This window comes from Cutibacterium porci (genome assembly GCF_009696315.1).
GTDB classification, from domain to species: Bacteria; Actinomycetota; Actinomycetes; order Propionibacteriales; family Propionibacteriaceae; genus Cutibacterium; species Cutibacterium porci.
The window spans coordinates 251237-265044 of sequence record NZ_VUMG01000001.1 but is presented as its reverse complement, the minus strand read 5'-3'; the positions used below and the strand labels follow the sequence as shown (position 1 = coordinate 265044).

Below are 13808 nucleotides of genomic sequence, written 5' to 3'. Positions count from 1 at the left end.
AGACAAGACGACGTTGTTCTAGTATTTTTCGGATTCAGAAATGGTCATTCTGGTTTCTCATCAACGGGATCAACGGAGGCCACTGCCAGTTCCATGACGGCGTCCTCAGTTGCCGTCTTAGCGTCGAGAATTCCCATCGCTCGTCCATGGGACATGACGAGGATCCGATCACTCATACCGATGACCTCCGGAAGCTCACTAGAGACCATGAGGACCGCACCTCCCGCATCGGTAACGGCATTGATAAGTTGGTAAATCTCGACCTTGGCACCGACGTCAACACCTCGAGTCGGCTCATCCAGCAACAAGATTGATGAGTCTGCAAGAATCCAACGCCCAATTACAACCTTCTGTTGATTACCACCGGACAAATTGCGCACCGGTTGATCCAGACTCGCCATCCGAATCTTCAGCTTTTCAGCAACATTCTCGGCGCGTCGACGTTGCCCAATGCGATCTACTAATCCCGCGCGGGAGGTTGATTTCACAGTTGCGTAGCCAAGATTCTCATTAACCGAAGCGCCAAGAACTAATCCCTGAGACTTACGTTCCTCAGGTACATGACCAATACCCTGGGAAATCGCAAGGGAAATCTTTCCTTTCGGGAGTTCCTTGCCACGCACACTCACGGCCCCAGAATCGTACTTATCGGCTCCAGCGACAGCGCGCAGCACCTCGGTACGCCCTGCCCCGACTAAGCCTGCCAAGCCAAGCACCTCACCAGCATGCAGCTGGAATCCGACGTTGTGAAAAGCCCCTTCACGGCTGAGCCCCTTGACCGACAGCACAACATCGCCGATCTCGCCGCGATGGCGTGGGAACTGGTCGTCGATGTCACGGCCGACCATCATCGTGACCAGCTCACGTTCCGACGTGCTAGCCGGCACTTCTGCCACCAAAGTGCCATCGCGCAGCACTGAGACATCGTCACCGACACGGGGAATCTCGTCAAGGTGATGGGAGATGAACACCATCGCGACGCCGTTTGTTTTGAGCTCGTCCATCACCTCGAAGAGTTGGCCAGACTCCTTGCGTGTCAAAGCAGCGGTGGGCTCGTCAAGGATGAGCACCCTGGCATCCATCGACAAGGCCCGTGCGATCTCCACAAGCTGTTGGTGGGCTGTGCTCAACGAACCAACGAGGCGGTCCACAGAGACATCCAGGCCAATCCGCTCCAGCGCAGCCCGAGCCTGAGCCCGCATCGAACTCCAACTCACCAGTCCGCCATGGCTCGGCGTGCGTCCAAGCATGATGTTCTCAGCTACCGACATTTGCGGAACTAAATTGAGTTCCTGGTGGATCGTCGCAATGCCTTTAGCCTCGGCAGCTTTAACGGTAGGCAGCTCGACGGATTTACCGTCAACAATTACCGAGCCAGAGTCGGGGTGATAGATACCGCTCATCATCTTGATGAGAGTGGACTTTCCGGCTCCGTTCTCACCGAGTAGCACGCGTACCCTTCCTGAAATGACGTCAACCGAGACGTCGTGAATAACGTTGACTGGCCCAAAGCTCTTACTGACGTGGTCGAGTCGAAGTACTGTCCTCACTGGTTCTCCTTGACCATTCGGGTTGATGCCCTAACGATGAGGTGGGTGTCTAAGCGAGCGGAGTTCGTGGGCTCCCCGGACATGGCATGGTTAAGCAGATCGACGGCAACCCTCCCCATCGCGTCAATATCCTGGGCGACCACGGTGAGAGCGGGATTGGTGAGGCTAAATACCGGTAGGTCATCGAAACCGATCAAGTCAATCTCTTCACCGATACGAATGCCCTGGTCAATACAGGTCCGCAACGCCCCCATCGACATGAGGGAGTCGGATGCAAAAATAGCGGTAGCGCCACGGTCAAGTAGACGTTGAGCGCCTACGCGCCCCGACTCCTCCTGAAAATCACCTTCAACGACGAGATCCTCGTCAATGCCACACCCACAATTGGCCAGCAATTGGCAATAGGCCTGATACCGCTCCAGACCGGTTGACGTTTGCTGCGGGCCAGTAATGAATCCGATCTTGCGATGCCCGCAACTCACCAGGTGATCAACGGCCTCTCTCATTCCATTCCAGGGATCAGAGGTGACAGCTGGCAATGAAGACCCCGCGATGTCACGGTCCACACACACCACCTGAACTCCGTCATCGACTAAGTCTTTGATAGCTTGCCCGTCACTACCAGTCGGCGTCACGATCGCACCGTCAACTCTCTGGCGACGCAAAGTGTTGACGTACCGGTTGAACTGGTCGGGAGACTCATCGGCATTGCACAACAATGTTGCCCAACCATGCGCGAGACACGCGTTCTCAACGACAGAGGCCAACTCAGCAAAGTATGGGTTGCGGATATCTGGAACAACCAGCCCGATAACGCCACTGTGGGCAGACCGCAATGATCGGGCGTGTGCGTTCGACAGGTAGCCCAACTCATGGGCCGCATTGCGTACCGCATTACGGGACGCCTCCGATGTCGCGGAACTGCCATTAAGAACTCTCGACGCCGTCCCTAGCGATACTCCTGCTAGCCGAGCGACATCCTTGATCGTCGGTTTACGATTCACCTTCTCCTCCTCTCATCATCGAGCGTGAGGTGCCGGGAAAGTTTCCTCTACCCATCGTGTGGAAACGTTTCCACGAACGCGTGACTTAACGGAATCACATTGCGCAGCACGTGTCAAGGGGCAGCACCGAATCTATGTCGGCTGCTTGGTCAACCGCGGTCTCGTCAACGCCGTGGCGATCCTGCACGCACCGGCGCGTCATGCCATCACAGATGGCAACGACACCGTAACCATCCACATTTGCCACACTGGGCCCCGCACCAAGCTCACTGAAACACACCGGGACGCTCAATTCGCCACTAGTTGCAGTCCTTAGCGGCCCGCATCATGGCCACATCGCGTCAGCGAAGTACCGCATCGGCGAGTTCACGCCAATCTCGCGGAACACTGCTCTCGTTCATTCCACGACGTGCTAAGCAGGAGCCGTAAAGCCCTCGATCTCACTGTCAGAGACAGCTGATGCAACAAATGAGACGATGGATGTCAACGGAAGGATCACCTCTATGTCAATTGCACCGCACCTCGTTGTCATTGGAATCGGCCACGTCGGCTCAGACGTCGTCACCAACGCAGCCACCCTCGGCCTCTTCTCGCGCATATCGCTCATTGACGTCGACAACAAGGTTCGTGACGGCCAAGCTCTTGACAACCATCAGGCCACTGGCGTTGCTCCAGCCATGACGACGACCATCGAGGCAGCCGACTATGACGCATGCCGCAACGCCGACATCATCATCGTCTCCGCTGGACCATCCGTCCTACCCGACAGCTATGGCGGTAGTCACGACTCCCGCAATTCCCTGGCCCAGGTCAATTCGAAGGTCATCCGGGATGTGATGAGCAACATCTGCCACTACACCCACAGCGCGCCAATCATCCTCATCACTAACCCCCTGGACGTCAACGTCCATATCGCAGCAACTGAGTTCGACTATCCGACGAACCTCATCATCGGCACCGGAACGGCCCTTGACTCTGCCCGACTGCGCCGTCACCTAGCCGACTGGGCCGGCGTCAGTCCTGATTCGGTGCAGGCTTTCATGTTGGGAGAGCACGGGGCGACAGCATTTCCTTACCTCTCGCATGCCTCAATCGGTGGCCTCACCATCTCCGAGGCGACAACCGCCCTGGGACTAGAACCGCTGTCTCCCGACCAGGTAGCCCACGACATCGTACAGTCTGCCTTCGATGTACTTGAGGGCAAGGGATGGACGTCTTCAGGCATCTCGAGAGCAGCAATAAATGTGGCGCGAGCCATACTGCTCGACCAACGGTCTATTTATCCAGTATGCACGCTGGCTGACGGGGTCATGGGCTTCCATGGTGAGGTGTCCCTGTCACTGCCGACAGTGGTCAGCAGCCACGGAGTTGAACACCACCTCGACATTACTCTGGACGATTGGGAGCAGGAGAAACTGCTGATCTCAGCCAACGCGGTACGCAACGTCTATGAGTCGGTGCGTCCCGCCTGAGCTAGCGCCGACATTCACCACCACATTCCGCTGATACGGCGGGTGCCGTCGATCGCGACGATGAGTTCGGTACGCGCAGTGCCGAACTCAGTCCTCGGCGAGGGTGACCTCCAAGCCGCCCATGACTTGAGCAGCCAGGTTATAGAGGAAGCTGAACAACGTCGATATGGCCGTAAACAACACCGCATTGATGGCACCAATGAGGGCCGTAAAACCTAAGACGCGTCCGGTATTGACGTAGTCAGACAGCTGGAACTTTGATGTCGAGCTCGGCGAACTGATGAGGTCATTAACGACCTTATTCATGGAATCAAAGGCACCCGACGCACCGATAATGCCCCAAATGATCCACGTTGCGATGAAGAGAATCACCGCCCCTGCCACACCGAAGAGCAGGGAGGTCTTCATGACCGACCACGGATCGACGCGGGTCAGTCGAAGCCGAGCCTTGCGCGTGCGCCTGGCAGCGCGTGCCGGCTGATGTGCCTGAGGCGAGCGAGATGGCTCCTGCTGCCGCGATGCCTGCCTGGGGGCAACACCCGACCGCATAGGTGGGGTCGACGCCGTCGTCCGCTTGCGATCAGATTCCTGACGCGGATCTGGACGCTCCTTACCCTCGTGGAAGGTACGGCGGGCATCACCGGCAGTCCAGTGCGTTGCCTCCGGGTCATCGGGGCCGGGATGCGTCACCCTCGTCTCGTCACTCACCGTTGTCCTCCGGCTTCATATCGCTTTCCGCCGTATCGACGGCACGGCTACCATCCACAGTATCGCTTTGCCGAAGCACATCCCCGGATTCGGGCTGCGTGGCACCGGGTTCTACGGATTCTTCTGCGACTTCCTCGTCGACGGCATGCTCGGGATTTACAGCGATAATCGAGACGGCATCGTCACCGCGTACCGAGACGAACTTCACCCCCATTGTGGACCGCCCCTTGGCGGGAACCTCGGATACAGCCGACCTGGTGATCTGACCTGACGTCTTAATCGCGATGATCTCGTCAGCTTCTCTCACCACCAAGCCACCAACGAGGGAGCCACGTTCCTCGTTGAGGGCCATCGCCTTGATGCCAAATCCTCCGCGTCCCTGCTGACGGTACTGCGAGACAGCGGTGCGTTTGGCATAGCCGCCATCAGTAACAGTAAAGACAAACCGATCGTCCTCACGCATATCGGAATGGATGATCGACATCGACAACAGCTCGTCGTCACCACGGAATTTCATGCCGGTAACACCCGAGGTCGCACGCCCCATTGGTCGCAGCTGCTCGTCATCAGCAGAAAACCGGATCGCTTGGCCCTTGCGGCTGATGAGCAATACATCGTCGTCAGCGGAGCACTGCTCGGCACCAATAAGCTCATCGTCTTCGGTACGGAAGTTGATGGCAATGACACCAGCCTGACGCGATGAATCATAAGCTTTGAGAGCCGTCTTTTTGACCATGCCCTTACGGGTTGCCAGCAGAAGGTATTCAGTATCCTCATAGGACCGCAAGGTCATGACCTGGGCGATTTTCTCATCGGGTAGGAAGCTCAATAACCCCGCGACGTGACCACCCTTGGCGTCACGACCAGCCTCCGGTAGTTGCCATACCTTGGTGCGATATACCCGGCCCATATTTGTGAAGAACAAAATCCACTGGTGATTAGTGGTGGCAAATAGCTGCGCCACTTCGTCGTCTGCACGCAGGCTGGCACCACGAACACCCTTACCACCGCGCTTTTGGACTCGGTACAGGTCGGTGCGGGTGCGCTTAGCGTAGCCACCCCTGGTAATAGTGACGACGACGTCATCATCGGGAATGAAATCTTCCTCGGAAAAATCCCCGTCGGCCGCGATGATGCGAGTGCGACGCTCATCACCGTACTTATCGACAATCTCGGCAAGTTCAGTAGAGATGATCTCCCGCTGACGATCCTCGCTAGCCAGAATTGCCTTGTAATCAGCGATAAGGCGCTCGAGTTCTTCCAGCCGGTCAATAATCTTTTGACGCTCCAGGGCAGCCAACCGACGCAGCTGCATATCAAGGATGGCGCGGGCCTGAATCTCGTCAATATCGAGCAACTCTTGCAGGCCAGTGCTGGCGGCTTCAGTATTCGGGGAACGACGAATAAGCGCAATGACTTCGTCGAGCATGTCCAAGGCCTTGACGAGGGCTCGCTGAATGTGAGCATCCTTTTCCGCCTGAGCCAAGCGATATTCAGTGCGCCTGCGGATGACCTCCATCTGGTGATCAATCCAATAGCTGATGAACTGATCCAGACGCAGAGTACGCGGCACGTTATCTACCAACGCCAGCATGTTGCAGCCGAAGGTATCTTGCAGCGACGTGTGCTTGTACAGATTGTTCATGACGACGCGCGGCTGGGCGTCACGTTTGAGAACAATGACTAGACGCTGGCCCGTACGCGCCGAGGAATCGTCACGGATGTCAGCGATGCCGTTGACGCGACCGGAGTTCACCAAGTCAGCGATCTTGGTAGCAAGGTTGTCGGGATTGCACATATAGGGCAGCTCGGTGACGACCAGGCACTGGCGTCCCTTCTTGTCCTCTTCCATGTCAATGACAGCACGCATCGTTACCGACCCGCGACCAGTGCGGTACGCATCCTCAATGCCCTGCCGGCCCACGATAAGAGCACCACCAGGGAAATCCGGGCCTTTAATACGCTCCATGCACGCCTCAAGTAACTCCTCGGAGGAGGCGTCAGGGTGAGCCAAAGACCATTGCACGGCCTCGTTGACCTCACGCAGATTATGGGTCGGGATGTTCGTGGCCATGCCCACCGCAATGCCTGACGAACCGTTAACAAGCAGGTTCGGGAATCTCGATGGCAAGACGACCGGCTCGGTCTCTTTGTTGTCATAGTTGGGCTGGAAATCGACGGTGTCCTGGTCGATGTCGCGCACCATCTCCATGGCTAGCGGAGCCATCTTGCACTCGGTGTATCGCATGGCAGCGGCGCCGTCGTTGCCTTGAGAACCAAAGTTACCCTGGCCTTGGACAAGCTTGTATCGCATAGCCCACGGCTGAGCTAGCCGTACCAAGGTGTCGTAGATGGCCGAGTCACTGTGAGGGTGATACTTGCCCATGACGTCTCCGACAACGCGGGAACACTTATTCCAGCCGCGATCAGGGCGGTAACCACCGTCGTACATCGCGTAGATGACGCGGCGGTGCACGGGCTTGAGGCCGTCGCGCACATCGGGCAGCGCACGCCCGACGATGACGCTCATTGCGTAGTCGAGGTACGCGTTCTGGATCTCGTCACGAATCTCGACCGGCTGGATCCCGACGTGACGGCCGGTCACCAATCCTTGACGGTCCGCCTGGTTTTGCTCGTCGGGCTTCTCGTCATCAGCCATGGAGTGTCCTTTGGATAATCAGTGGATGAAGGGATGAATGCTCAGATGTCGAGGAAACGGACGTCCTTGGCATTGCGCTGGATGAACGATCGGCGCTGTTCGACGTCCTCACCCATGAGAATGGAGAACATCTGGTCGGCCAACGCGGCATCCTCAAGGGTCACCTGGAGCAGCAAACGCTTGTCAGGGTCCATGGTGGTATCCCACAGATCCTCAGCGTCCATTTCGCCCAGACCCTTGTATCGCTGAATCGGATTGACTTGAGGCAGTTTCTTACCGTGGGCCAAACCGTCTTCGCGCAACAGATCGCGCTCTTCGTCAGAGTAGGCCAACTCATGAGGCGAATTCGTCCAGCGCAAGCGGAATAAAGGCGGCTGTGCCAGGTAAACGTGGCCAGCATCAATAACCGGGCGCATGAACCGGAACAACAGTGTCAGCAACAAGGTGCGAATATGAGCGCCATCGACGTCGGCGTCAGCCATCAGAATGATCTTGTGATAGCGCAGCTTATCCAGATCGAAATCCTCGTGGACGCCAGTTCCCAGCGCGTTGATAATCGACTCGATGGTCTCTGAACCCAATGCGCGATCAAGTCGAGCCTTTTCGACATTGAGGATCTTGCCCCGCAATGGCAGGATCGCTTGGATGCGCGGATCACGGCCCTGTGAAGCCGAGCCACCGGCGGAGTCGCCCTCCACGATGAAGATCTCGCATTCTTCCGGGCTCGTTGACGAGCAATCCTTGAGTTTGCCGGGTAGTGACGTCGACCCCAGCAGGCCTTTCCGGTTACGGGCCAGATCGCGGGCCTTGCGAGCAGCTACGCGAGCTTGGGCAGCCGCTTGTGACTTTCGGACGATGTTCTTGCCCTCATTAGGGTTCTCTTCAAACCAATCCGAAAGCTTCTCATTGAGGGCTTTTTGAACGAAGGATTTGGCTTCGGTGTTACCGAGCTTGGTCTTCGTCTGGCCTTCGAACTGCGGCTCAGTGAGCTTGATAGAGACGACAGCTGTCAGCCCCTCACGAATGTCGTCACCAGAAACACGATCTTCACGCTTTTTAATGAGTCCCCACGTCTCACCCCACCGGTTGACGGTGTTGGTAAGTGCAGCACGGAAGCCTTCCTCGTGGGCGCCACCTTCGATGGTGTTGATGGCATTAGCGAAGGTATGGACGCTGGTGGTGTACGACGTGTTCCACTGCATCGCAATCTCCAGGCCCATGCCTTCCTCAGGACGATGGGACTCCAAAGAGATAATGGTGGGGTTTATAACGTCACGGGTACCTGTGAGGAAACGGACGTAATCCTTGAGACCTTCCTTATAGAAGAAGTCGTCGTGGACCGGATTACCCTCTTCATCAGCATGGTCGGCGCGACGATCGGTGAGTACGATACGCAGACCTTTATTAAGAAAGGCCATCTCGCGGAAGCGGTTCGACAGCGTCTCGTAGTCGAAGACAATGGAATCGAAGATCTCATCGGAAGGCTGGAAACGTACTGTCGTGCCTTCTTGGTCACCAGGTCCGAGAGCTTCAAGCTGCTCCAGCGAACCATCAGGCTCGCCGAGGGTGAAGGACTGACGCCAGTGGTAGCCGTCTCGTCGCACTTCGACGATGAAATGGGCCGACAGTGCATTGACAACTGACGAACCGACACCGTGTAAGCCACCAGAAACCTTGTAGCCGCCATTGCCGAACTTGCCACCGGCGTGCAGCTTAGTCAACACCAAGGTGACGGTAGGGATGTGTTCGACGGGGTGCTCCTTGACGGGAATACCGCGTCCGTTGTCGGTGACCTGACACCAGTTATCGTCAAGCAACTCAACTTGGATGGTGTCGCAATAACCAGCCATCGCCTCGTCGACGGAGTTATCGACGATCTCGTAAACACAGTGGTGCAGACCGCGTTCACCGGTGGAGCCGATGTACATGCCGGGTCGTTTTCGGACGGCTTCCAAACCTTCCAGGACGGTGATCTGACCGGCGTCGTACGAGCCGTCGACGGTCGTCGGTGGAAGGTCCGCGCCCAGACCGTCAGGATGATCGGTAACATCAATGAGAAGGTCCTCTGTGGTGTCCCCCTCAGTCACGGACTCGGGCATCTCGGGCTGGCTCACGGGCAATGCTCCTGTGTCTCTACAGAGGTCACGGTGACCTCCGGGTTTGGCATCCCCGTCGAATGTCATAGTCCGGCGAGGAGCCCAACGATGTAATACTACCGCAAACCCGAGCGGTGCCAGACATCGGAACCCGCGAGACGGACGTTGAGAGGGCCTGTAAGCGACTCGACCCCCTCACCCGATCACCGGGTAGTGAATGGGGGGTCACGACGTCAGCAGCGTTATGCCTTCCATTTCAGGAAGGGTCCACCCCAGTGCTTGCTAGGAATCCGCATCCCTGTCCAGTCACCGTCACCTCGTCCCCGGCAGGCAACCAAACGGATTGACCACGGCTTAATTTGCAATCGCCAGTACCGCAATGGGCCACTAACTGACCTTCTGTTACAAGAAGAATTCTCCCTAATTCAGTAGCAGGAAGGTTGAGGACATCATTATTCCCTTCAAGCCTCCAAAGCCGGAATTCCGGGAACGCCGTGTGATACACGCCAACTCCTGGAGATATGTGCTGAGCATACTCACCAACGCACGGTTCAGGAATCATGTTGGCGTGGTCTAATAAGGTCTTGACGTCGATGTATTTACTCGTCAGACCACCACGCAGGACATTGTCAGAATTAGCCATAATTTCCACACCAGTGCCGCCAAGATAGGCATGCATTGTGCCAGCCTCTAGATGAATCTGCTGACCAGGTGTAAGTCGCACCCGGTTCATGAGCAGGGCAACAAGGATGGATGGGTCTCCAGGATGGTCCTCCCATAGCTCAACGGCGGTACGCGCCAGGCCTCGAACAGCCTCGTCGGTACCCTCCTCAAGGTACGTGCGTGAGGCTGCCACGACCCCTTCCACGACGGCCACGACCTTCTCGTCACCCGAGAGCACCGTCGCGACGACCTTGGCCAGTCCGTCGTCTTGGCCCAGTGGCGCGAGCATCTCATCGTCAGGCTTCCCTAGCCCTGACAGCAGAACCAGGGAAGAGGACGGGTTGCGGAAACCACACAGAGCGTCGAAATCCGTGAGAGCAACGATCATCTCTGGCTTGGGCCAATCGTCACGAAAGATACGGTTGGGGGCGTCAATCGGTACACCAGCCGCGTTCTCGGCGGCGAACCCCTTCTCAGCCTGTTCCCGTGAAGGGTGAGCCTGAATACTCAGGGCATGATCGGCAGACAAGATTTTCAGCAAAAAAGGCAGACGATCACCGAAGGCGTCGCGACTCGCGGCTCCCAGCTCGTCGGGGTGATGTGCCAGCCACTGATCCAAAGGTGTGCCGTCCGGTAGCGTCGATGGAGCTTTAGGGTGGGCTCCCAGCCAATACTCGGCCCACGGGGTGCCGTCGGGTCTAGTCCTAAGGATGGCGGGAATGGCGTCAGTGGATCCCCAGTCGTAATGCTGGACCTGACCCGTCAGTGACAACATGTGATGATAAAATCATGATTAATGGGATTCGTCCAGTCAATGCTTATCGCACCTTCATGTAGGCAAAGCCTGGTGAGATGGTTTCCGTTAAATTCATAGCTGGCCAACCCCGCAGAATCTCCTTCGAGACTCGTAATTAAAACTATTTAACAAGGAGTAGTTTCAAATGTCACTACTCGATGTTAAGGATCTGACCATCAGGTATGGGCAGAAGATCGCCGTCGACTATGTCTCCTGGTCTCTCGGTCCCGGATTCCATGCACTACTCGGGCCCAATGGCGCTGGAAAACGTCACTCTTCGAGCGTTGGCGCGATGCCGCACGTGAACCACACGGCGGAGCATTACCTTAATTGGCGCAACCGGAACGACTGGCCTCCACCTCATCCGTAGGTATCTCGCGGCCCTCTTCCCGGCACCGACCGAGGCCCATGTTTCCAACTGGGAGCACTCGGCCCCTCAATAACAACCTTGGTGACGGTCCCGTCCCCCAGACGACGATTGAGCTCGGCCACCAGCTGAGGCGCAATAGTGCGCAAAGACGTCGCCCACACCGTCGCGTCAGTCCGAACTGTCAGCACTGTCCCCTGGTACTTAACCGGGCGGGAATGCTCCGCATTCGTGGGACCCACCAGCTCGGGCCACCGCGAAAGCACCAGATGCAAATTGACTTGACGACCCCACCCCTTGGACTGCACTAAATGGGTGAAAGCGTCGCCAAGGGCCATCGGGTCGCGGCCATCAGCCCTAGGACCGGACCATGACGGGGTACTAGGGAGACGACGGCGTTTCCTCACTGTGGAACGTCGAGGTGGCGGTAGTAAAACCTCGCCATCGTCACGACGCGGGGTTCCTGCCGGTTCACCACGGGCGGCTCGAGTAATAGCCAGGGCAACATCGACCCCCTCATCATCATGATGAGCCGCCAGACGACGATCCTCTTCGGTCGGACTTTCGTCAAGGCCGTCAGTCATCGCTACTCCCCTCATAGGCCAGCACCTGACCACCCCCGACGTCGAACCTCTCCCCGCGCAGAACCTCGGGAACATCCGAGGCTACCGCAGCCGTCACTAGCACCTGATCAGCCTGCACTACCGACGAAGCCAGTCGCCCCCGGCGCGTCGCGTCAAGCTCAGCGAAAACATCGTCAAGCACGAGAACGGGTTCAATACCGTCATCACGCAGGAGCTGGAAAGACCCCAATCTCAATGCCAGAGCCAACGACCATGATTCGCCATGGGAGGCGTACCCTTTGGCTGGCATTTCTCCGATATGCAAGATGATGTCGTCGCGTTGCGGACCGACGAGGGTAACTCCCCGAATGAGCTCGTCAGCACGACGTTTCGCCAAAGCATCCAGGAATCGATGTGCGAGCTCTTTGCGATCGATGGGTTCGGAATTATCCACCATTTGCGAAGGTGACCACAGGCCCTCAAGATCAATCGTGGACTTATACGACGCGGTTGCAAGGTCATTCACCGGGGCAATATCGCGGTAGGCGGCCGACGTCAATGGCATGACGGCTGACAGAGTATCGAGCCGTGCCGAAAGTAGTTCGGCACCGATGGTAGCGAGCTCGTTGTCCCAAATTTCCATCGTCGCACCGATTTCAGCTCCCGCCGATGGACCTTTACCAGACAAGGATTTAAGCAAGGCGTTGCGCTGCTTAAGCACCCTCTCGTAATCAGACTTCACTGCGGCCATCCTGGGCCACCGCGTCACCACCAGGCCATCAAGAAAGCTGCGACGATCTGACGGATCACCGCGCACCACTGCCAAATCATTAGGCGAGAACACCACAGTCCTCAACACCCCAAGAATGTCCCGAGGACGGGTTAGCGGAGCTCGATTAATACGCGCCCGATTGGCACGTCGCGCATTAATCTCGACCTCCAACAGCAAGCTGCGGGCGTCGTCAGCCCCGGCACGGACCCGGCCCCGTACCACGGCTTGATCGGCTCCCAGCCTCACCAGCGGAGTGTCATTGCTGACGCGATGAGACGACAGCGTCGAAAGGTATTCCACTGCCTCTACGAGATTCGTTTTCCCTTGGCCGTTAGAGCCAACGAAGGTCGTTGCTCCCGCAAGCAGAGGAACGTCAGCACGGACGTAGGAGCGGAAATCAATCAGTTCGAGGCGCTCAACGAACATCCGAACCTCCCCGCATCCAGTCAGTCAGGCTACCGGACAGACATATTTACAGCCACGATCTACCGTGCAAGACGGTACATCCAGACGGCAGCAGAGGGTCATCCCCACTGCGAATGGCGTCAATGACGGCCTCCGGCTCAGATAACATGCCGGTTTCGTCTCGTCCCCAGGTCAACGCGCAGTCCCGCCCCGTACCGACGAGATGGAAGGTGGGTTCATCGTCGACGATGGGTCCGGTGACGACGACAAGGCTACCGTCGACGACCGCCGTCAGGTTCGCGTCAAGGACCCCCAGAAGATCGCCCGAACCATAATCGCAAGCATCACAGGCACAGTCGGGGACGACATCAAAGGGATCGGCGTCGCAGGTAACAGATAATCCGACGAACGGGACCTCGTCGAAAGTCACCACGGAAACATGCAACGGAAGGGTGCCCTTATGAGGACTCGACCACTGTTGCTGTAGCCGGCCCGAACCTGTGGTGAGGGTGTCGACGTCAACGTCACACAGTGTTGCAAGAACCCTCTGCCACGCTTTCAAGCGAAGCATAAGTACTTGGTACCTCTCAGGATTCGTAACCCTGCTGTATTCTTCCTCAGCAGCAGAGCGATCACCGTGAGGATTCGGCCAATAAGGTGCACCGAAGGCATCGAAGACGCGGTCAACCTCAGTCTTGACGTCAGCGATGGTTGTCATGGAACCAGTGTGGCAACCCGGCTAACAGCACCATC

10 protein-coding genes are annotated in these 13808 nt (G+C 57.2%); 1 reads left to right on the top strand and 9 read right to left on the bottom strand.

Annotated elements, in window-relative coordinates; translation table 11 throughout:
* Positions 1 to 44: 44 nt before the first annotated feature.
* Positions 45 to 1550: a sugar ABC transporter ATP-binding protein gene (locus tag FYJ43_RS01095; RefSeq protein WP_326833213.1), complete on the bottom strand. Its 1506-nt coding sequence runs from the start codon at positions 1548 to 1550 to the stop codon at positions 45 to 47.
* Positions 1547 to 2554, bottom strand: coding sequence for a LacI family DNA-binding transcriptional regulator (locus tag FYJ43_RS01090; RefSeq protein ID WP_326833212.1), 1008 nt, complete (start codon positions 2552 to 2554; stop codon positions 1547 to 1549). The genes FYJ43_RS01095 and FYJ43_RS01090 overlap by 4 nt, the downstream gene beginning before the upstream one ends.
* Positions 2555 to 3030: 476 nt before the next feature.
* Between FYJ43_RS01090 and FYJ43_RS01085 the strand changes: the two genes are divergently transcribed.
* Positions 3031 to 4026: a lactate/malate family dehydrogenase gene (locus FYJ43_RS01085; protein ID WP_154561216.1), complete on the top strand. Its 996-nt coding sequence runs from the start codon at positions 3031 to 3033 to the stop codon at positions 4024 to 4026.
* 87 nt (positions 4027 to 4113) lie between these two features.
* Here the strand turns inward: FYJ43_RS01085 and FYJ43_RS01080 are convergent, their stop codons facing one another.
* The 7 genes from FYJ43_RS01080 to FYJ43_RS01050 form a co-directional block, all read right to left on the bottom strand.
* A complete protein-coding gene (locus tag FYJ43_RS01080) occupies positions 4114 to 4734 on the bottom strand; it encodes a DUF3566 domain-containing protein (RefSeq protein ID WP_326833211.1) in 621 nt (206 codons plus the stop codon).
* A complete protein-coding gene (gene gyrA, locus FYJ43_RS01075) occupies positions 4727 to 7393 on the bottom strand; it encodes a DNA gyrase subunit A (protein WP_154561214.1) in 2667 nt (888 codons plus the stop codon). The genes FYJ43_RS01080 and gyrA overlap by 8 nt, the downstream gene beginning before the upstream one ends.
* Positions 7394 to 7434: 41 nt before the next feature.
* Positions 7435 to 9492: a DNA topoisomerase (ATP-hydrolyzing) subunit B gene (gene gyrB / locus FYJ43_RS01070; protein ID WP_154562061.1), complete on the bottom strand. Its 2058-nt coding sequence runs from the start codon at positions 9490 to 9492 to the stop codon at positions 7435 to 7437.
* A gap of 253 nt (positions 9493 to 9745) precedes the next feature.
* Positions 9746 to 10927 carry a mannose-6-phosphate isomerase, class I gene (gene manA / locus FYJ43_RS01065; protein WP_154561212.1) on the bottom strand — a complete coding sequence of 394 codons (1182 nt, stop codon included), beginning with the start codon at positions 10925 to 10927 and terminating at the stop codon, positions 9746 to 9748.
* Positions 10928 to 11308: 381 nt separating this feature from the next.
* Entirely contained in the window at positions 11309 to 11899 is a 591-nt protein-coding gene (locus tag FYJ43_RS01060; protein ID WP_154561210.1) for a DUF721 domain-containing protein, read from the bottom strand.
* The gene (gene recF / locus FYJ43_RS01055; protein WP_154561208.1) at positions 11892 to 13076 is read right to left on the bottom strand and encodes a DNA replication/repair protein RecF; all 1185 of its coding nucleotides are present in this window, start codon (positions 13074 to 13076) and stop codon (positions 11892 to 11894) included. The genes FYJ43_RS01060 and recF overlap by 8 nt, the downstream gene beginning before the upstream one ends.
* Before the next feature lie 46 nt (positions 13077 to 13122).
* Complete coding sequence (locus FYJ43_RS01050) at positions 13123 to 13773, bottom strand: DUF6226 family protein (protein ID WP_154561206.1); 651 nt, start codon at positions 13771 to 13773, stop codon at positions 13123 to 13125.
* Positions 13774 to 13808: the final 35 nt, after the last annotated feature.